The organism is Paenarthrobacter ureafaciens (assembly GCF_004028095.1).
GTDB classification, from domain to species: domain Bacteria; phylum Actinomycetota; class Actinomycetes; order Actinomycetales; family Micrococcaceae; genus Arthrobacter; species Arthrobacter ureafaciens.
The window spans coordinates 541,269-561,094 of sequence record NZ_SBHM01000006.1 but is presented as its reverse complement, the minus strand read 5'-3'; the positions used below and the strand labels follow the sequence as shown (position 1 = coordinate 561,094).

The following is a 19,826-nucleotide window of genomic DNA, read 5'->3' as shown; positions in this document are numbered from 1 at the left end:
GACGGCGGTGCCCGTAGCCGCGGTTGGCCCGATCAGGGCGCGGGAGGGTTTTATGAGAGGTTCTTGAGCGACCGGCGAGTGCAAGACATGCCAAACCAAGCTGAAGAACACTGCGATTGCGCGTGTCCACCGAGGGATCCCCACTTCATTCGGATGCTCCCCAGCTCCGCATGCATTGGTTATTCGCCCCACGCCGTTTCCGGCTGCGTCTTAGTACATCTTCGACTCAATTTTCACATTTGTCACTACCGCATTTTCTGTGGACTTCGGTAAGCCCCGTCACGGCCGCGTCTTGACCCCTCGATGTACCGCCACGCACGATGGAGGTGGAGGTCACAATGCGCCGGCTCATGCCACTAACTGCTCTATCCCTTTTGCTGCTGACAGGCTGTGTGGTCCCGTCGCCGCAGCCATCGGAGAGCCCAACGCCGTCGGGATTCACCCAAGGGGAGACGACGACGCCGCCCGCATCGTCGCCGTCGTCCGTACCGCCCCCCGACGGCGACGGAAGCGACGACGGGCCGGGGGAGGATACTCCGGGCCGGTACGCGTACCGGTGCACCAGCCTCGATTCCTCGCCGGAGGTTCAGCTGTCGAGCCTTGCCGAAGTCTGGGCAGCAACGAACTACACCCGTATGGATTCCTGCGAAGTCACTTATCAAGGGCCGCAGCCGTTTCAACCTACGGAGCGTGAAGCCGAAGCAATCCAGGTGGCTTCCCGGGACGTCGCCGCAGAGGACGAAGTGAACGTGATGCTGCGGGTCCTGGGTCTCTGCACCAGGGTCAGCGACGAAGCCGGACCCGACGGTTTTGCCGGAGCTTCCAGGGAATCGCTGAAGGCTGCGGCCGACTTTTGCCCCGACGCACCGCAGGGCAAAATCATCGCCGCGTGGGCAGAGGGCACTCGTGTGGGGGACGGCAGCCACCGCGTTGGGGAGGGCCTGCAATCCGGCACCTACCAAGTGGTCAAGCCCGGTCCTTCTTCGGGGGAATGCGAGTGGTCGGTGAGGACAGACGCCGGCGCATTGACAGCCAGTGGAGGCTCCACAGACGCGGCGCAAGGGGTGCGGGTGGAGGACGGCCAAAACTTTACTAGTGACAAATGCGGAATTTGGGGGAAGATGTAGGGAGACGCAGCCGGAAACGGCGTGGGGCGAATAACCAATGCATGCGGAGCTGGGGAGCATCCGAATGAAGTGGGGATCCCTCGGTGGACATGCGCAGGCGCAGTGTTCTTCAGCTCGGCGTTGCAACGATTGCTTTGGCCGGTTGCTCAGGAACCAAAATTGATTCGTCCCAAACCTCCGCCCTTGACATGGCACCGGTCGTGGCAGGTGATGACAAAGTTGCCAAGGAGAGACCGGAACCGCTGGTGAGATACCAGTTCACATGCACGGCCGCTGACGGGAGCCTGATCGGCAAGTTCTCCAGCTTGGAAGAGGTGTGGGCGTCTACCCGTTACCTGCGCATCACTGACTGCTTGGTGGCTTACGTCGGTGCTGGGGCCCATGTCCTGACGGCGGAGGAAACTGCGGCAGTTAACGTCGCTGTGGCGGCGGGGGCTCCCGCCGGACAACAGACCGAATTGTGCCTCCGGATCATCCGGGCGTGCACCCGAACTGACCCGCGCACCCTCAATGCGGCACTGGCCGCCTACGGCGTCCCGATAGTGAAAGGTGCCCTGGCCTTGGCTCCTTTGGCGCCGCAGGCTGCCGTCTTTACCAAGTGGCTAAAAGCTGCCGGAGCGAAATAGAGGTAATTCCTGTCAGCGCAAAAGGGCGCGAACCCCTTTCGAGGTGCGCGCCCTTTTAGGCTGCCTGGAATTCAGGCCAATAATGAATTCATTGCATTGATGAGCGTGGTTTCCACCCCGTTGGCTCCTGCCTTGAAATGGGCCAGATGACCGTAAACGGTCATAGAGCCACCGGCAATTCCAGGAAAGTCCGGTTCCCACCCTCCCTCGTAGCTGCCCAAGGGCATAAAGGGCGGAAAGAATTCGTTGCTGGGGATGTAGCAGCAGGACTCGTTGGCATAGCCGCCCACGATGATTCCGTTGGTGCCGCCGTTCCGGCTTCGGAAATAGGCCGCGTAGCCGCTGACCAGTTCTCCACCGATCATGGCGATCTTCAGCTGTGGGCTGCCGTTGAACTTCCACACTTGGAATGGGGACGGGACCGCGGTCTTGTAACTGTTGCTGTCGATGCGGCCGATCATCACCTGCGCGTGGCGCTGATACCACTGGGGCTGCCCGTTCGGGTTGCCCAAACGTGCCACGTAGGCGGCCCTGACTGCGGCCAGGTTCCCCGCCGTCGCGGTGATGTCCAGCGGCAGCTGGACCTCCTGGTACCTGGTCACCATGGGACCGCTGAGGGCCCGGCCTGCCGATTGCATCGCGGAGTTGACGGTAGCGCCCAAAGCGTCGCCGTGCTGGTCCCGCAGTTCCCAGCTGCGGACACCGCCGGGATCCTGGTCCCCGGCCGGCCCCTGGATAAACATGGCGAAGCAGTTGGGGTTGCGGTTCTCGATGTAGTTGCAGGCTCCCGCTGCAAAATCTCCGTCGAAAAGGGTACGCAGGCCGGCGCTGATCGGGTGGCAGCCATAGCTGAATATGACTGCGGCCGGGGTGCCGTTCCCACGCCGGGCGACGAGGACCGGCACTGCCGTTTCAGTGTAGGGGAGGCCCACCCGGTTGGCGGAGAAATTCTGTGTGGAGACCTTGTAGTCGAAGGTCACGGGCGTTTCATCGGCGTCCAGGGCTTCCTGCGCGAGGTCCACGATAGTGTCCTCAAGGTCGTCGCTGTAAGAACGCACCAAGCCAAGGTCCGACAACCCGTAAGCCATGTAGGGGTGCAGGGTATCAATCAGTGCGGGACCGTTGTGGGTATGCGTGGCCTGGATCAGGATGTCGCTGCTGGACCAGTCGGCCAATGCAAGGATCCTGGTCCTGATCCGCTGGTGCATGGCCCGCGGCAGCGCCAGGACATCCAGGCTGATGATGATGTGCGGGTGCGTGTCTTCCCAGATGAGGATGGCCCGTGCGTACAGAGGTTCGAAAGGGGAGCTGCTGGTGGCTTCCCGTCCGCCGTCCGTTGTCCCGTATCCCGCCATGTACGGATTGGTGCTCAGGGACGGCGTTATGTCAGCGCTGGCAGTTCCTATCCTAAACGCCATAAAAATCACTCCTTGATTGCGCGCTGCGGGATGATCTTCGTTTGCCCCCAAACAAAGCCCGTTTCCCGAATGCACTGAACAGCCAAAACGTGAGACCACCTTTATTAGACCACGCAATACCGGAAATTTGGCGGTTGAAAGGAGATTAATGCCGGGCCCTTGGATGGACCCGCTTTAAAAGGCGAAAGGCCCGTCCCTGGAGCTAATCCCGGGACGGGCCTGCACGGAGCGCCGGTGTTACCTGGCCGCAGCGGAGAAGATCGTCAGGCCATTCCAGCCGGTGCCGATTCTGCTGGGTGTTCCCCAGGAACCTTTGGCTCCGACGGGGTAGTACCGCAGTTCGCCGTCGGTGGTGCGGGCGATGATTCCGGTTGAACCGGCGCCGGCAAAGCTGCGGACCCCGCTGTAGCTGGAGATGATGTCCCAGCCCGTCCCCACGACGCGCGGAGCTTCGGCGGCGAAGGCGCCGGCGCCGTTGCTCCGGTACAGCTTAAGGTCCCCGCTGGGGGTCTTGGCCAGGAGATCCACGTTGGAGTCCTTGTCGAAATCCAGTTGTGCGATATCCAGGCCTGACCAGCCGATGCCGATGGAAACGCCCGTGGACACAGTCTTCCCGCCCGGGTTCCTGAAGTAGTGGAGGCGACCGGTCGCGTCGTAGCCGACGATGCCCGGGTAGGGATCGGCCTTCTTCCAACTACCGACGGTCAATGTCCAGTTCTTCCAGTTGCTGCCGAGGGAGATCGGGTCACCGAAACCGCTGCCGTTTCGTCCCGGATAGACGGTCAAACGACCGTCGGACCACTGCGCCACGATGTCCAATGCCCCGTCCTTGTTCCAGTCGGTGACGAAACCGGCTTTGAGGCCGCTCCATCCCGTCCCTATGAGGTCTTGGGGTGACAGCGCCGTGGAGCCGGTTCCTTGGTACCGGTAGAGGTTGGCGTCCGGCCTTACGGCCAGCACGTCTTCCTCGTCGAGGCCCTGGGTTGTCTCAACGTCCAATGCAGCCCCGCTGATGAGGCTCGCATCGTTCCAGCCCAGGCCGATGAGACTGCGGGTGCCCCACGTTCCGGACGACACGGGGTAGTAATAGAGGTCTCCATTGCCGGCACGTGCATGCAGGCCTTGGGAACCCGAACCGCTGAAATTGGTGGCGGAGCTGACAGCGCTCATCCCGGACCAGCCGCTTCCGACGACCCTTGCCGTTTCATTGAGGAAGCCGCCGACTCCGTTGGATCGGTATAGCCGGAGGGCGCCATCGGCAGTACGGGTGACCATGTCCTGGCTGCCGTCGCCGTCGAAATCAAGCTGGTTGAGTTGGTGCCCCCTGAAGCCTGTGCCGATCAGCGTTCCGTTGCCAAGCGCGCCGCCCCGGGTGTTCGAGTAGCGGTAGAGGTTGCCCAGATAGTCTTGGCCGATGACTCCGGGATAGGGGTCCTTCAGGTTCCACCAGCCCACCGTGAGTGACATTTCCTCCCAGCCTGAGCCCACCTGGACTGCTCCATAGAAGCCGCCGCCCGGGGCTCCGCGGAAGACCTTCAACGTCCCGTCGGACCATTGGGACAAGATGTCCTGGACGCCGTCCTGGTCCCAGTCCACGACGTATACGGCTGTTGCATCCGACCATCCCGACCCAATGGTGTACGGGCCGGTGATCTTGCCCGTACCGCTTGCCCTGAATGCGTCAAGCCTTCCTGAGGCGTTTGTGGTCAGGATGTCCGCGCCGGACTTGATGGCGGGGTTGGACGGGTAGGAGACACCTCGGGCGAAAGTCCGCAGTTGATCGTAGCTGCCGTTGAAGATGTTGGAGTCGCCCTCGAAAGGCCCGGTGCTGCTGTATTGCCACATCGTGTAATTGCCCCAGCTCAGCGGCATGGAACCGGGAGAGTTGGTGGGGTTGGACCAGTAGGAGGCAATCCACAGCGGGTAGCTGCCGAAGGTGGAATTGCCAACGCACGTATTCCACCAGTCCGTGGTGCTGTAGATGACCGGAAAACGTCCCGTCAGTGCCTTCACCGTATTGCCGAAGTCCGCTGCCCACTGTCCGAGTTGGGCCTTGGACATGTCATAGCAGGTGTTGCCGAAGTAAAAGCCGTTGATGGTCCGGCCTGCGTAGGGGTTGTACTCGATGTCCAGCACCGGCGGAAGCGTGTAACCGTCGGCCGTCCACCCGCCACCGTTCGCCACGAAGTACCTGGCCTGGTCGGCGCCGGAGGACCAGTTGGGGATCGCGAAGTGGTAGGCGCCCCGGACCATGCCAACGTTGCGGGAACCGTTGTATTGCTGTGCGTAATTCTCGTTGAGGTAGTAGTTGCCTTCTGAAGCTTTGACGTAAGCCCAGCGGGAACCCATGTTCCATTGGCTCTGCCAGTTGACGTTGCCTTGGTGGGCGCTGACGTCCTGGCCTTGCACTCCGATCGTTGGACGCCAATGTCCGGGATCCGGAGCCATGGGGACGATGCTGCCGACTCCCCGTGACCCCGATGGGGTTGACGTGCTGCCCTGTTCCTTCGCCGCTGCCACGCGGGGCGATCGCTGGCCCATCTCCGCGCCTCCGGCGGGAATGGCTGCCCGCATGGCCGCTTTCATGGCTTCAGGGTCCACAGGGCCGCCAGGCTGGCCCGGGTTTACTGCCTGCGTCCTCGCGTCCCGCTTGTGTCTGGCGGCAGAGTCCGGGGCTTCAGCGGCAGAAGGTTCGACGGCGGTGGAAGCCGCCGGTTCTCCGCCGACGCTTGCCCCCGGCCGAGGCGCGGCTTGCTCAGGGCTGCCTGGCCCGATGGGCGGATACTCCTGGTTGACTGCGGCCGACTCCGTGGTCTGCGAGGGGGGAGCAGGCCGGGGGCCCGGCTCAACTGCCTTAACGGGGCCCACGAGGAAGGTCCCGGCCACGATGGCCAAAGCGAGGCCTATCCCGGTCCTGGCCAGAGACCTGCGTGGAAAAGAGCGTACTGAGTTACTCGTCATATCCATTTTTCCGGCCTGTACCGCGGTTCCGCGGTAAGTAGTGGCTTTGCCAACAGGCTCCGGGGCGGGCGCCTGCATAAGGGACCAAAGGCCAGCTCCTATCGGGCATTACCCTAACACTCGGGAAACTGGAGTGACTAGTGGGACTGATGCTGCACATGGGACGGCCGCAGCCACTTATCCACAAGCTCCACCACGCCCCTTTTGAGCCGGTCCGCCGCTGCCCTAGCGTAAATATCTCGAGATACGCCTCTCGTTTATACGTTCCTGGTTGATGGGGGTTCCATGGATGCGCTGCGCATTATTGAAGGTGAGGTCCGCGAGCTCGTCCGGAGGCAGGGGCTGGATCCTTTCGAGGAAGCCGGAGAAGTGCGGCTGCTAGTTGACGCGGCCATCAATGACTATGGCCAAAGATCGCTTCTGGCCCCGTTGCCCCATATGGGTCCTGTGGACGTGGCACGCCGCCACATTTTCGATGCCGTGGCAGGATTCGGGCCGCTCCAACCACTGCTGGACGACTCCAGCGTCGAGGAGATCTGGATCAACGCTCCACACGAAGTCTTCGTTGCACGCAACGGTGAATCCGAACTCACTGATATAAGCCTGACCGGGCAGCAGGTCCGGGACCTTGTGGAGCGGATGCTCAAAACCTCCGGGCGCAGGTTGGACGTGTCCTCGCCTTTTGTTGATGCCGCCCTTCCCGACGGCTCGCGGCTGCACGTGGTCATCCCCGACGTCACCAGGAAGCACTGGGCAGTGAATATCCGGAAATTCATTGCCAAGGCGCGCAGGCTCGAACACCTCGTGGAACTGGGCAGCCTTAATTCCCAAGCGGCCAAGTTCCTCGGAGCAGCTGTAGCGAGCGGACTCAACATCCTCGTCTCAGGGGCCACCCAGGCGGGAAAGACGACGATGCTCAATTGCCTGGCCTCCGGCATCGGTCCCCGTGAGCGGGTGATCACGGTGGAGGAGATCTTTGAGCTTCAACTTCCCCTTCGGGATGTCGTCGCCCTCCAATGCCGGCAGGCGAACCTGGAAGGCGAGGGCGAAATTCCCATGCGGAAGTTGGTCAAGGAAGCCCTGCGGATGCGTCCCGAACGCCTGGTGGTGGGCGAAGTCAGGGAGGCCGAAAGCCTGGACATGTTGATAGCCCTGAATTCCGGCCTTCCCGGAATGTGCACCGTCCATGCCAATTCGGCGCACGATGCCGTGACGAAAATCTGTACCTTGCCACTCCTTGCGGGATCGAACATCTCCAGCGCGTTCGTTGTTCCTACGGTCGCTTCCTGCATTGACCTTGTGGTTCATTGCAGCCGCCACACTACGGGACGCAGGCAAGTGACCGAGATTTTGTCTCTGGGCCGGCGGGTTGAGAACGGCGTGATTGAATCTTCGCCGGTTTTCCAGATGAGCGAGGGACGGTTGCGCCCCAGGGGGACCTCCATGCCCGCGCCGGAAAAGTTCGCGAGAGCAGGCTTCGATGTTGCCGAACTGCTGGAACTGAACTGATGGCGGCGTTGCTGGGGCTGTCATGCGGGGTGGGAGTCTTCCTGATGTGGTGGTCGGCGTGGTCCGTCCCCGGAACCGGAGTAGCCGCCCCCAAGGGGCCGGGTCGATTGGAACTCCTGCTGCTCTCTGCGGGGATTGAGAAGGTTTCGGGAGCAGGCCTCATCATCAGCTGCGCAGGGTTGGGCTTGGTGGTCATGCTCCTGTTCTTCGCAGGGACGGGCTCGCCCGCTGTTGCTGCATGCTTCGGATGTTTTGGCGCATGGCTACCCGTTGCGGTGGTTCGGAGACGGGCCAAGAGGCGGCGATCCAGCCTGCGGCAGGTTTGGCCCGACGTCGTAGACCACCTGCGTTCCGGCATCCGGGCAGGTCTGTCCTTGCCCGACGCCTTGGTTCAACTCGGCTACAAGGGGCCCGAAGAACTACGGCACCTGTTTGTTGATTTCGCCGCAGATTACAGGTCGGGCGGACACTTTGAACCTGCATTGGACAAGCTCAAGGAGCGGCTTGCGGATCCGGTTGCGGACAGGATTGTCGAAGCACTGCGGATGACACGGGAAGTCGGTGGCTCGGACCTGGGCCATATGCTGGGCACCCTTGCTGCTTTCTTGCGCGAAAGCAGCCGGACCCGGGGTGAGCTTGAAGCCAGGCAGTCGTGGACCGTGAACGGAGCAAGGCTCGCCGTGGCGGCTCCTTGGATCGTGCTGGTGGTGATGGCCGGGAGGCCGGAAGCAATGGCGGCGTACAACTCCGGCACCGGAGCCGGAGTGCTTCTGGGCGGACTGGCAGTGTCGGTGGCCTGTTACTCACTCATGCTACGGATCGGTGCCTTGCCAGAAGATGTCAGGGTGCTTCGATGACGGCCGCTTTGGGTCCAGCGGTCGCTCTTGGCTTCCTGTTGGGGGCAGGATCCTGGCTTGTCATGGTGAGGTTGCCTTTCATGCGGAAGCCAACTTTCCAGGACAGGGTGGAGCCGCAACTAAGGGCCCATAATCTCCACTCCCGTCTCCTTCGCCCGATCGGCCGGGATGTTGCACCCTTTGGGCCTTTGGAGCGCATCCTGCGGCCGGTGGTTCGCGAGGGGCTCGGCTTGCTGGCTCGTTTCGATCCCGGCGGGACCGCCCTTGCGCGCAAGCTGGCCCGGGCAGGTGCCGCGAAGTCAGTGGTCGACTTCAGGGCCGAGCAATTGCTGTGGGCGGCCGGCGGAGTCCTGCTTGCGGTGCTCGGGGTCCTGGCGAGCGCGGTTTCCGGAAGGTTCCTCCCCCTCGCAGCGCTGATTGCCGTTGCGGGCAGTGCTGCGGGCGGGTATTTGCTGCGGAGCTTTGTCCTGGACCTGAGGATAAAGAGGCGCGAGGCGGCGTTTTTGGCGGAGTTCCCGGGTGTTGCCGAGCTGTTGGCACTTGCAGTGGCGGCGGGTGAAAGCGCACTCAATGCGATGGAAAGGATCTGCAGGACGTCCAACGGGGAACTCGCCAAGGAGTTCGCTGAGGTGTTGGCCGACGCACGATCCGGCAAACCCTTCACTGAAGCGTTGCAGGCTTTCTCCGCAAGGACCGAGGTGCCGGCGGTAGTCCGCTTTGTGGACGGTCTGGTGGTGGCTGTGGACCGGGGCACGCCTCTGGCCGAGGTTTTGCGGGCCCAAGCGGCCGACGTCCGCGATGCAGCCAAGCGGGAGCTCATGGAGTCGGCCGGGCGCAAGGAAATCGGCATGATGGTCCCCCTGGTCTTTGGCGTCCTGCCCCTGACCGTCATCTTTGCGGCCTTCCCGGCCGTGGTCGCCTTGGACATCAGTCTTTGACGAGGCCCCACGACTCCAGCCGCAGCAAACAGAACTGATCACCATCACAACCAACTCATAGGAGTGACATGAAAAGAATCGAAGAGAACCACGCATCGGACCCTCGTGCACCGTGGACCCCGGCGGCCCGCCTTATGGTTGCGGCTACGACCCTTGGACAAAAGTTGGTCGGGTACGAGGAAGACCATCCCGAACGGGGCGACGTTCCGGGTTGGGTCATGATCACCTTGATGTCAGCGATCTTGGTTGCAGGCCTCCTGGCCTTGGCGTCTCCGGCACTTGAGGGCCTCTTCAACCAGGCCATCGCCAAAGTAGGCAAGTGATGGTTTGGGCGACGGGCGGGTCTCCTCCCACGGACAGCGGAGCGCGGGAACGCGGATCCGCCGTCGTCGACTTTGTCCTTGTGGGGGGAGTGCTGACGCTTCTGTTCATGTCGGTCATCCAACTGATGCTGGTCCTGCATGTCCGAAACCTGCTGATTGACGCTGCTGCCTCGGGGGCCAGATATGGCGCACTGGCGGATCGGACCCCGGCTGACGCCGTAGCCAGGACGAACGAACTGATCGGCACGAGCGTCAACAGCGGGTTCGGATCCGATATCAGTACCAGGGAAGTCGACATTGAGGGTCGGTCCACACTCGAGGTGACCGTCAAGGCTCCATTGCCGATCTTCGGCCTGATCGGTCCTGGCCACGCATTACAGGTCACGGGCCATGCGGTCATCACGGCTCCACGTTCCAAGGCGGGGAATGCTGCGGCTGGTTGAGGATGAGACCGGCAGTGCGGCGGTTGAGTTCCTGCTCTTGTCTGTCATGCTCATGGTTCCTGTTGTCTACTTCATTGTCACCATCGGCCAGATACAGGCGGGCATGTTCGCAGTCGTGGCCGCTGCCGACCAAGCGGCCAAGGTCTTTGTGTCCGAACCGGAGCCCGGGCAGGCGCTGGCAGCTGCCGAGGAAGCGGTGGCCGTCGCGTTGAGCGACTATGGCTACACGGCAGAGGCAGTAACTGTGGATGTCTCGTGCGACAGGCCCCAATGCCCCTCGCCCGGGGCAACGGTGTCCGTTTCAGTCCACCTGTCAGTACATCTGCCCATGGTGCCGTTTGGGGATGTCTTGAAACTCGATGCTGCCCACTTGGATGCCTCTGCAACACAGAAGGCCGGCCGCTTCAGATGAGCCGGCAGGAAACCCATCCCAAAGAGGAGGGGCAGATAGCAGTGCTGTCCATTGGATTTGTCCTCCTGGCGCTGTTGACGGCCTCGGTAGTCATGGCCGTTTCCGCGGTCTATATAGAGCACAAGAAGCTTCTGTCCCTGGCCGACGGTGCCGCGCTCGCAGCGTCGGACACTTTCATGGCCGGAGACATGGAAGGTGGCGCCGCGCCTTCCGTGTCATTGGGCGATGAACGGGTGTCCGCTGCTGTCCAGACGTACTTGGCAGCCAGTGACGCCTATGCCCATCATGACCAGCTGCACATCGAACCGGGGACACGAAGCAGTCCTGGAGGAACTGCGCTGGTGACACTGTCCGCTGTAGCCCATCCGCCGGTGGTCAGCTTCCTGCTTCCTGAAGGCATCTACGTGGAAGCCACGTCAGCCGCGAGGTCACGGTTGACACAATGACGCCCGAACCGGGCCCTTCTTCAACCGCACAAGGCGTGAGCCGCCAATAGCGTAGGCTTGAATGACCATGGCTGAGATTGACTTTCCCGCAGAAATCCGCGCGCTCCGCGCCACTTACAGCTCCATCGAAGACGTCAGCGATGTCGAAGGCCTCAAGGCCGAAATCGCGGAGTTGAGCGAGCAAGCCGGAGCCCCGGACCTATGGGACGATCCCGCGTCAGCCCAGGTAGTGACGTCACGCCTGTCCCATCGCCAGTCCGAGGTGGAACGCCTCAGCAAGCTTGCCGCGAGGATTGACGATCTGGAAGTCCTCGTGGAACTGGGCCAGGACGAGGGCGACGAGGCCTCGATGGCCGAAGCGGAAAAGGAGCTCGAATCCATCCGCAAGGCGCTCGCGGAACTCGAGGTCGTGACACTGCTGTCCGGCGAGTATGACGAACGTGAAGCCGTCGTGACCATCCGTGCAGGAGCGGGCGGTGTGGATGCCGCCGACTTTGCCGAGATGCTGTTGCGCATGTACCTGCGGTGGGCAGAGCGCCATGGCTACCCGACCACTGTCATGGACACCTCCTATGCCGAAGAAGCGGGACTGAAGTCGGCCACGTTCGAAGTGAAGGCTCCATATGCTTTCGGGACCCTGAGCGTCGAGGCAGGCACGCACCGCCTGGTCCGCATCAGCCCCTTTGACAACCAAGGCCGGCGGCAAACGTCATTTGCTGCAGTGGAAGTCATCCCGCTGATTGAGCAGACCGACTCGATCGAGATCCCGGACAATGAGATCCGCGTGGATGTCTTCCGCTCTTCCGGCCCGGGCGGACAGTCCGTCAACACTACCGACTCGGCCGTCAGGCTCACCCACATTCCCACCGGAATTGTGGTGTCCATGCAGAACGAGAAGTCACAGCTGCAAAACCGTGCTGCCGCGCTGAGGGTACTCCAGTCGCGTTTGCTGTTGCTCAAGAAAGAGCAGCAGGACGCCGAGAAGAAGGCCCTGGCCGGCGACGTCAAAGCATCCTGGGGTGACCAGATGCGCTCGTACGTACTGAACCCGTACCAGATGGTGAAGGACCTCCGGACCGAGCACGAGGTAGGAAATACGTCCGCGGTGCTCGACGGCGACATCGATGACTTCATCGATGCAGGCATCCGCTGGCGTACCGGCAACCGCAACGCTGCCGAGTAGGTCCGGTCCCCCCTCGCCCGTAGCAGTGCGGCAAACGGGAATTGTCCGTGATGGGGGAGCGCCCCAGTGGGTGCGGTTTTGGCGACACGCCCCTCAAACCGGCCGAATCGCCACCTGCCCCTGCGTATAGTCGAGAGGCCGGTGCTCTCACTTCCCCCATTCGAAAGCCCGCGCTCCGGCTGTTGGACTGGGCCAAAAAGTCATGTCCGGCGGGGTCAAAAGGGTCATGATCAGATTTGAGAATGTCACCAAGGTCTACGAGCAGAACGCGCGACCGGCGCTCGATGCTGTCAGCCTTGAGATCAACCGCGGTGAGTTTACCTTCCTCGTGGGCGCCTCGGGCTCGGGTAAGTCCACTTTCCTGAGGCTGATCCTGAAGGAAGACAAAGCGACGTCCGGCTCTGTCTACGTGGCCGGCCAGAACGTAGCCAACATTTCAAGCTGGCGCGTCCCCAAGCTTCGCCGCGGCATCGGGGTGGTCTTCCAGGATTTCCGCCTCCTGCCGCAGAAAAACGTCTTTGCCAACGTGGCTTTCGCCATGCAGGTGATCGGCAAGAGCCGCTCCATCATCCGCGAGACAGTCCCGGAAGTCCTCAAGACCGTGGGCCTCGAAGGCAAGGAGCGCCGCATGCCGCATGAACTGTCCGGCGGTGAGCAACAGCGTGTTGCCATTGCCCGGGCGGTCGTCAACCGGCCTGGAATCCTGCTGGCCGATGAGCCCACCGGCAACCTTGACCCCATCACGTCCATGGGCATCATGGGCGTACTGGACAAGATCAACCAGAACGGCACCACCGTGGTCATGGCCACCCACGACGACGACATCGTCAACGAGATGCGCCGCCGCGTGGTGGAACTGCAGAACGGCAAGATCATCCGCGATGAAGCCAAGGCCCTTTACACGTCCATGATTCCCGTGGTGGGGGAGTCGCGGAGGCTCCGCGATGCAAGCGACGAAGAAATCAACCGCGCCCAGGGGGCCCAGCTGTGAGGCTTCTGTTTATCCTCGGGGAAATCGGCAGCGGGTTGCGCCGGAACCTGTCCATGGTGATCTCCGTGGTGCTGGTGACCTTCGTGTCGCTGACGTTCGTGGGAGCAGCCGGGATGCTCCAAATGCAGATCAACCAGATGAAGGGCTACTGGTACGACAAAGTCCAGGTTGCCGTCTTCCTGTGCAACGATGGCTCCACCACCGTTGGTTGCGCCTCCGGACCCGCCACGAAAGAGCAGCAGGACAATATCCGGGCAATGCTCGAGTCGCCGGCCGTAAAGCAGTACGTCAACGACTTCCAATTCGAGTCGCAGGCCGAGGCCTACAAGCACTTCAAAGACCAGTTCTCCAACTCGCCGATCGTGGATTCGGTCACCGAGGACCAGTTGCCGGCTTCGTTCCGGATCAACATGAAGAACCCGGAAAAGTACCAGATCATCAGCGAGACCTTCTCATCCCAGCCGGGCGTCGAGACAGTCAGCGACCAGAGGCAGGTCCTGGAGAGGATCTTCTCCTGGATGAACGGTGCTTCCGTGGTGGCGGTTGGTGTCGCAGCCGTGATGATCTTCTGCGCAGTGCTGCTGATCACCACCACCATCAGGCTTTCGGCGTTCAGCAGGCGGCGGGAAACGGGCATCATGCGGCTTGTGGGCGCGTCGAAGACAGTCATCCAGCTGCCGTTCATCCTGGAAGGGGTGATAGCCGCCGTCGTGGGTGCTGTCCTGGCCTCCCTCACGCTGTGGCTGATGGCGCACTTCTGGCTCAACGGCGATCTCTCCAGGCAGTTCTTGAATACACCGTTCATTTCGTCGACGCAGGTTCTGGTACTGGCACCGGTGCTCATTGCACTTGGCGGCGGCCTTGCCGGGATATCCTCGTTGTTGACCCTCCGGCGCTACTTGAAGGTTTAGCCGTGGATCGAGAACAAACCCCCGACGCCGGCAAACGCAAAGGAACCCCCATGAGCACGATGGACCGGACATCTCTTCGCCGGCGCCTCGCGTCCGGACAAGCAAGGATTCTTGGTGCCGTCGTAGCGGCCGGCCTGGCTGCAAGCCTCCTTTCGGGCGTTCCGGCCGCGCAAGCAGACAATCTGGACGACCAGCAGGCAGCCCTTGAGGCTGAATCTGCCCGGGTACAGGCATCCCTCGAATTCGTCGACGCAAAGATCGCGAAGGCGGCCGGGGATCTGGTGATCTACCAGGGCCGCCTTCCCGGTGCCCAGCAAGCGCTCCTGGAAGCCCAGGGCAGAGTAGCCAGTGCCGTCAAGGAAGTCGAGGCATTGGCGGCCAGGGTTGAGCTGGCGCAGCAGAACAAGGCCAAGATCACCGAGCAGCTTGAGAGCGACAAGCAGAAGATCACCGATACCAAGAAGTTGATCGGGCAGATTGCTTCCCAGGCCTACAAGTCAGGCGGGGTGCCGACCAACATTGCCTTGCTCTTCGGCTCGGATGAATCGGGCAGCCTGACAGAGTCCATGGACCTTGCCGATCAGGCAATGCGCAGCCAGAACGCTGCGATGACCAAGCTGACCCAGCAAAACGCCACCAACGTCAACTCGCAGGCGCGGTTGGCAGCAGTGGAAGCTGAGATTCAGGACCTCAAGGCGAAGGCTGACGCAGCCCTCGAGCGCGAAAAGGCCGCTCGGGACGAAGCGGCCAGCAAGAAGGCCGAGGTCGACAAGCTTATTGAGGACACCACCCGGCTCAACAGCCAGCTCCAAGCAGCCAAGCCCGGCATCGAGGCGGACCTAGCACGGGTCAAGGCCGAGCAGAACACCGTGGCAGCCGAAATCGAGGAGCGCGATCGAAAGTTGCGCGAGGCGTGGGAAGCCGAGCAGCGCCGGCTCGCCGCCGAAGCGGCTGCGGCAGCTGCAGCCGCCGCTGCGGCGCAGGGCAAGCCGGCCCCGCCGGAGCCGGTGTACGTTCCGCCGGTAGGGTCGCCGTCGGCCTTTGGCCTGCGACACCCGTTTGCCAACTACGTGCCCATCACTTCCGGCTTCGGCTGGCGAGCGACCCCGCCGGGTACCATCGACTTCTACGGCACGGGAGGCTACATGCACACGGGCATCGACTTCGGTGCATCGTGTGGCACGCCGGTCTATGCCGCGGCGGCCGGCGAGGTGTTCAACTCCGGGTGGAATTCCGCTGATGGTGGCGGTTGGCGCGTCAAGCTCTCCCATGGGGTTGTTCAGGGAAACTCGTTGACCACCATTTACTACCACAACAGCAGCATCGTGGTGGCAAACGGGCAGCGGGTCTCGCAAGGCCAGCTGATCGCCTACTCGGGAAGCACCGGCAACTCAACCGGCTGCCACGCGCACTTTGAGACGTGGCTGAACGGTGCAGCCGTGGATCCCATGACCCTCCTGTAGCGTCTTTTCCCCTGAGCGAACTGATTCCGCCACGGCACAGAGCCGGCTCATCCCTGGCGTACACTGGGTTGGAATCCGCAACCAGCAAGGAGTTCTACCGTGCCCAAAGAAAGTGGCCGTAAGGTAGTGGCCACCAATCGGAAGGCCCGGCACAACTACCTGATCCTCGATACCTACGAGGCAGGCATTGCCCTGATGGGTACCGAGGTGAAGTCCCTCCGTGAAGGCCATGCCTCCATGGTGGACGGCTTTTGCACCTTCTATAACGATGAGTTGTGGATGGAGGGCATCCACATCCCGGAGTACAACCAGGGGAGCTGGACCAACCACGCCGCGCGCCGGCGTCGTAAGCTCTTGCTGCACCGGGAAGAACTGGACAAGATCTCGCACAAAATCCGCGAGTCCGGGTTCACGGTGGTGCCCCTTCAGTTGTACTTCCTGGATGGGCGGGCAAAAGTGGAAATCGCGATCGCCCGCGGTAAGAAGGACTACGACAAGCGCCAAACGCTGCGGGAGCAGCAGGACAAGCGCGAGTCGTTGCGCGAATTGCGGGAACGTAACCGACGCTCGTAGCGGGTCGCGGAACCCGCGCGGGTTCCCGGGAATGATCTTCGGGGAACATGCGTTATGATTGGTAGTCCGGCGGGAGTGATGAGCAAACGCCGGTTTGGTAACAAAATACGGGGATGATCGGTTTCGACGATGTTAGTCGCGACAGGTGAAGCGGGCCGAGGATGCAGAATTATCTCGTTAACGCTGTCTGCAAACCAATAAGTGCCGAATCTAAGCGCACTGACTTCGCTCTTGCTGCCTAAGCAGTAAGACAGTCCGTCAGCCCGGGGTTGCTATCGCCCCGGTTCCTGGCGTCATTTAGATAGCCACTGCTGTTTGCCTTCGTCATTGGGGTAAACGGGACTTTTAGATGACTGGGCCTGGATCAGCCACCTGTTTGCAGGATGGCTGGGGCCGAGAAAATCCGACGCAAACTGCGCCCGGAGAAGCCCTGACAACACGACATCGGACGGGGGTTCAATTCCCCCCATCTCCACCCTTGAAAGCCCTCGGACACTCGTCCGGGGGCTTTCTTTTGCCCTCCTGCAGCCCGGCGGTGCCGTGCTGGGGAAGCCCGGCGGTGCCGTGCTGGGGAAGCCCGGCGCTGGGGCAGGGGCCACACCGCGGCCGGTACATCGCAGCAGGTTCACCCACGGCGTAGCCGGGACAGGACTAGGGGACCCGGCGCATCGGTTGTAGTGGATAGGCCCGCAGGGGCATCGGCCGGGTGGCAGGAGGCAACATGATGGACGTCGGGCGCGAGTTTGCATTCGAAGACAACAATCCGGGAGCGGGCAACGGGACCGAAACCGACGACGACGACGTCCTGGACGCGTACTCGCAAACGGTCATCCGCGTGGCCGGCTCGGTGACGCCGCATGTGGCCGCCATCGAGATGGTCAGCACCCGGCGCAACGGCCGGGTTCGGGTGGGCAGCGGCTCGGCTGTGGTCTTTACCGTCGACGGCTACCTGCTCACCAACGCCCACGTCGTTGCCGGGACCGAGTCCGGCCGGGCCGTCTTCGCCGACGGCAAGCAAAGCGACGTCCAACTGGTGGGTGCCGATCCGTTGTCCGACCTCGCCGTGGTTCGGGGACTGGGCAGAACCCCGCCTCCCGCTGTGTTGGGGAACGCGGAATTCCTGCGGGTGGGCCAGTTGGTCATCGCCGTCGGTAATCCCTTGGGGCTGTCCGGCTCCGTGACGGCGGGTGTTGTCAGCGGGCTCGGAAGGTCCATTCCAGTGCGTGCAGGGGAGCACAGGCGGGTGATCGAAGATGTGATCCAAACCGACGCAGCACTGAACCCCGGGAACTCCGGGGGAGCGCTGGCTGACACCAAGGGACGCATTGTGGGCATCAATACCGCCGTTGCCGGGCTGGGACTTGGCCTGGCGGTTCCCATTAATAGGACAACCCAGCGGATCATCTCATCACTTCTCAAGGATGGTCGCGTCCACCGGGCCTATCTGGGGCTGGTGAGCACACCCATACCGCTCGACGCGGGCGCGGTGGTGCGCACGGGCCAGAAGGAAGGGCTGCGCGTCGTGGAAGTGATCGCCGGTTCCCCGGCCGAGTTGTCCGGGTTGCAGCCGGGGGATGTGGTTCTCCAAGCCCAAGGACGGGCCGTTTCCAGTGCCGAGAGCCTGCAGAAGCTTCTCTTCGAGGAGGCGATCGGCCAGCCGTTCCCCTTGACGGTTCTGCGGGAGGGAAAACTGGTGGGGCTGGTTGCGGTTCCGTCGGAAATGGGCTGAGGCGGCCTTGGCTTCCCGGTCAGATGCCAGGACGACCGGAAGAGGTTATTGGTCTTCGGCGCGGACGTCCACGACGCCCACGAAGCGGCTGCCGATACCCTCATACTCGGTTCGTACGTCCCCGGCGAACAACTCGGGCAGCTCCCTGCTGCGGTGATGCCCGCAGTAGACGAATGAGAACTCCGGCCACCATTTCTTGGGCCTGACTGCCTCGGAATAGTTGCAGACCGCGCAGTCCAGGTGCACCCACACCGGACGTTTGCCGGTACGGTTTGCGCGGGACTGGACCAACCATGGCGGCGGGTTGTCCTGGAGATCTCGAAGGTCCGATTCCGACAGCCGGGGCGGGATGCCGTGGCGCTGGGCCATTTCCATGGAGATATCAAGGGCCAAAGCGGCATCACGTCTGCTGATCACCACTCAACGATACGGCAAGCGTAGGCTGTGCACATGACGGCTGAAGCGGCCCTGCCACCCAGCACACCCTTGCAGCGGCGGGTCTTGGTGGTGGCGATCGTGGCATCTTTCATCGCCATCCTGGATGGCTTTGTGGTCAATCTCGCGCTGCCGGCGATCGGGCGCGAATTGGGCGGCGGCCTGGTGATCCAACAATGGGTGGTGGATGCCTATCTGCTGACCTTGGGTTCCCTCATCCTTGTTGCCGGTTCGCTGTCGGATCATTTTGGCCGGGCGAGGATCCTCGAATGGGGCCTCGCAGGGTTCGCAGTCACCTCGGTTCTGTGCGGCTTGGCATGGAACGGTGAAATGCTGGTGATCTCCCGCGCCCTGCAGGGGATTGCCGGCGCGCTCCTGGTACCAAGTTCCCTGGCGATGATCGTGACGGTGTTCTCCGGTCCGGCCCAATCCAAGGCCATTGGCCAATGGTCCGGTTGGACGAGTGCGGCGGCGATCGTTGCGCCTTTGATCGGGGGCGTCTCCGTTGACCTGCTGTCCTGGCGTGTCATCTTCTTCATCAACGTCATTCCCGCCGCGGTGATCTGGCCGATGCTGGTGCGGCTGCGAAGTTCCGATGCCGCAAGGGACAAGAGCAAGAAGATCGACTACACAGGAGCTGCCCTGGCGATGGTGGGGCTTGGCGGCCCGGTCTTTGCCTTCATTGAGCAGGGTCGCCTGGGGTGGTCGGCCCCGCAGGTTTGGCTGCCGTTGGTGGTGGGCGCCCTCGCCTTGGTGCTTTTCCTGCTCCATGAGAACAGGACCGCAGAACCCATGCTGCCGCTGCGGCTGTTTGGCATCCGGAATGTCGGCTGGGGCAACCTGGCCACGCTGGCCATCTACGGTGCCATTTCCCTGGGATTCTTCGTCCTGGGCATTTACCTTCAGCAGGTGGGCGGCATGGGTGCCACGACGGCGGGGATCGCCCTGCTGCCCGGAACCGTGATCCTTATGCTGGCTGCCTCGTACTTCGGCGGACTGGCCGGTAAGCACGGGCCCCGGTGGTTCATGACGGCGGGCCCTTTGCTGTGCGGTGCCGGGTTCCTCATGTCGCTGTCCATCCAGGAACCGTTGGATTATTGGACGCAGGTCTTCCCCGGCCAAGTGGTGTTCGGCGTGGGGCTCGCCACCTTGGTTGCACCGCTCACCGCAGCCATTCTCGGTGCTGTGCCAACGGAGGAGGCAGGCATAGGATCTGCCGTCAACAACGCAGTGGCCCGCATAGCCGGCCTCATTTGTATTGCCTTCGCAGGTCTCATCGTCGGTCCCGCTTTCACCAGGGAGGGCCTCTATGCCGCTCTCTGGGTCACAGCGGGACTGTTCTTCCTGGGTGGCCTGGCCTCCGCCGTCGGAATCCGGAACGAAGTACCTCCTGCGGGGGGACAGCCGGCGGATGCTTCGGGCAGCGAAGGCGGAAAAGCGGCCGACGACGGCGGCACGGCCCACCAGCCAGGCTGACCGCC

19 protein-coding genes and 1 other RNA gene are annotated in these 19,826 nt (G+C 62.5%); 17 read left to right on the top strand and 3 right to left on the bottom strand.

Going from position 1 to position 19,826, the window contains the following annotated elements; genetic code table 11:
* Window positions 1-350: 350 nt before the first annotated feature.
* The gene (locus tag AUR_RS03700; protein ID WP_164888653.1) at window positions 351-1,127 is read left to right on the top strand and encodes a hypothetical protein; all 777 of its coding nucleotides are present in this window, start codon (window positions 351-353) and stop codon (window positions 1,125-1,127) included.
* 188 nt (window positions 1,128-1,315) lie between these two features.
* On the top strand, window positions 1,316-1,753 hold the full coding sequence (locus tag AUR_RS03695) for a hypothetical protein (protein WP_241650850.1): 438 nt from the start codon (window positions 1,316-1,318) through the stop codon (window positions 1,751-1,753).
* A 71-nt stretch (window positions 1,754-1,824) separates the two neighbouring features.
* Here the strand turns inward: AUR_RS03695 and AUR_RS03690 are convergent, their stop codons facing one another.
* Window positions 1,825-3,171, bottom strand: a complete 1,347-nt coding sequence (locus AUR_RS03690) for a neutral/alkaline non-lysosomal ceramidase N-terminal domain-containing protein (RefSeq protein WP_021471894.1) — start codon at window positions 3,169-3,171, stop codon at window positions 1,825-1,827.
* A gap of 237 nt (window positions 3,172-3,408) precedes the next feature.
* Window positions 3,409-6,132, bottom strand: a complete 2,724-nt coding sequence (locus tag AUR_RS03685) for a GH25 family lysozyme (RefSeq protein WP_321171910.1) — start codon at window positions 6,130-6,132, stop codon at window positions 3,409-3,411.
* A gap of 285 nt (window positions 6,133-6,417) precedes the next feature.
* On the opposite strand from AUR_RS03685, the gene AUR_RS03680 reads away from it, so the two are divergent.
* From AUR_RS03680 to AUR_RS03615, 14 genes are all read left to right on the top strand, one after another.
* Window positions 6,418-7,641: a TadA family conjugal transfer-associated ATPase gene (locus tag AUR_RS03680; RefSeq protein WP_062097243.1), complete on the top strand. Its 1,224-nt coding sequence runs from the start codon at window positions 6,418-6,420 to the stop codon at window positions 7,639-7,641.
* Entirely contained in the window at window positions 7,641-8,498 is an 858-nt protein-coding gene (locus tag AUR_RS03675) for a type II secretion system F family protein (protein ID WP_021471897.1), read from the top strand. The genes AUR_RS03680 and AUR_RS03675 overlap by 1 nt, the downstream gene beginning before the upstream one ends.
* Window positions 8,495-9,436, top strand: coding sequence for a type II secretion system F family protein (locus AUR_RS03670; RefSeq protein ID WP_062097241.1), 942 nt, complete (start codon window positions 8,495-8,497; stop codon window positions 9,434-9,436). The genes AUR_RS03675 and AUR_RS03670 overlap by 4 nt, the downstream gene beginning before the upstream one ends.
* A 134-nt stretch (window positions 9,437-9,570) precedes the next feature.
* Window positions 9,571-9,759: a hypothetical protein gene (locus tag AUR_RS03665; protein WP_031216367.1), complete on the top strand. Its 189-nt coding sequence runs from the start codon at window positions 9,571-9,573 to the stop codon at window positions 9,757-9,759.
* On the top strand, window positions 9,759-10,202 hold the full coding sequence (locus AUR_RS03660; protein ID WP_062097239.1) for a TadE/TadG family type IV pilus assembly protein: 444 nt from the start codon (window positions 9,759-9,761) through the stop codon (window positions 10,200-10,202). Before AUR_RS03665 ends, AUR_RS03660 begins: the two co-directional genes overlap by 1 nt.
* Window positions 10,186-10,614, top strand: coding sequence for a hypothetical protein (locus tag AUR_RS03655; RefSeq protein ID WP_128397047.1), 429 nt, complete (start codon window positions 10,186-10,188; stop codon window positions 10,612-10,614). Before AUR_RS03660 ends, AUR_RS03655 begins: the two co-directional genes overlap by 17 nt.
* Window positions 10,611-11,060 carry a pilus assembly protein TadG-related protein gene (locus AUR_RS03650; protein ID WP_062097235.1) on the top strand — a complete coding sequence of 150 codons (450 nt, stop codon included), beginning with the start codon at window positions 10,611-10,613 and terminating at the stop codon, window positions 11,058-11,060. Before AUR_RS03655 ends, AUR_RS03650 begins: the two co-directional genes overlap by 4 nt.
* Window positions 11,061-11,127: 67 nt before the next feature.
* Window positions 11,128-12,243: a peptide chain release factor 2 gene (gene prfB / locus AUR_RS03645; protein WP_031216370.1), complete on the top strand. Its 1,116-nt coding sequence runs from the start codon at window positions 11,128-11,130 to the stop codon at window positions 12,241-12,243.
* A gap of 226 nt (window positions 12,244-12,469) precedes the next feature.
* Window positions 12,470-13,234 carry a cell division ATP-binding protein FtsE gene (ftsE, locus tag AUR_RS03640; RefSeq protein ID WP_031216372.1) on the top strand — a complete coding sequence of 255 codons (765 nt, stop codon included), beginning with the start codon at window positions 12,470-12,472 and terminating at the stop codon, window positions 13,232-13,234.
* A complete protein-coding gene (gene ftsX, locus AUR_RS03635; protein ID WP_021471905.1) occupies window positions 13,231-14,145 on the top strand; it encodes a permease-like cell division protein FtsX in 915 nt (304 codons plus the stop codon). Before ftsE ends, ftsX begins: the two co-directional genes overlap by 4 nt.
* A 50-nt stretch (window positions 14,146-14,195) precedes the next feature.
* Window positions 14,196-15,608, top strand: a complete 1,413-nt coding sequence (locus AUR_RS03630) for a M23 family metallopeptidase (RefSeq protein ID WP_043426089.1) — start codon at window positions 14,196-14,198, stop codon at window positions 15,606-15,608.
* A 99-nt stretch (window positions 15,609-15,707) separates the two neighbouring features.
* The gene (gene smpB / locus AUR_RS03625; RefSeq protein WP_031216076.1) at window positions 15,708-16,181 is read left to right on the top strand and encodes an SsrA-binding protein SmpB; all 474 of its coding nucleotides are present in this window, start codon (window positions 15,708-15,710) and stop codon (window positions 16,179-16,181) included.
* Between the two features lie 109 nt (window positions 16,182-16,290).
* Window positions 16,291-16,659, top strand: a transfer-messenger RNA (tmRNA) gene (gene ssrA / locus AUR_RS03620).
* A gap of 246 nt (window positions 16,660-16,905) precedes the next feature.
* The gene (locus tag AUR_RS03615) at window positions 16,906-17,910 is read left to right on the top strand and encodes a S1C family serine protease (RefSeq protein ID WP_082694403.1); all 1,005 of its coding nucleotides are present in this window, start codon (window positions 16,906-16,908) and stop codon (window positions 17,908-17,910) included.
* Between the two features lie 45 nt (window positions 17,911-17,955).
* Here AUR_RS03615 and AUR_RS03610 read toward each other — a convergent pair whose 3' ends face one another.
* The gene (locus AUR_RS03610; protein ID WP_062099247.1) at window positions 17,956-18,285 is read right to left on the bottom strand and encodes a hypothetical protein; all 330 of its coding nucleotides are present in this window, start codon (window positions 18,283-18,285) and stop codon (window positions 17,956-17,958) included.
* A 69-nt stretch (window positions 18,286-18,354) separates the two neighbouring features.
* On the opposite strand from AUR_RS03610, the gene AUR_RS03605 reads away from it, so the two are divergent.
* The gene (locus AUR_RS03605) at window positions 18,355-19,821 is read left to right on the top strand and encodes an MFS transporter (RefSeq protein WP_062097233.1); all 1,467 of its coding nucleotides are present in this window, start codon (window positions 18,355-18,357) and stop codon (window positions 19,819-19,821) included.
* The last annotated feature ends 5 nt before the right edge of the window (window positions 19,822-19,826 follow it).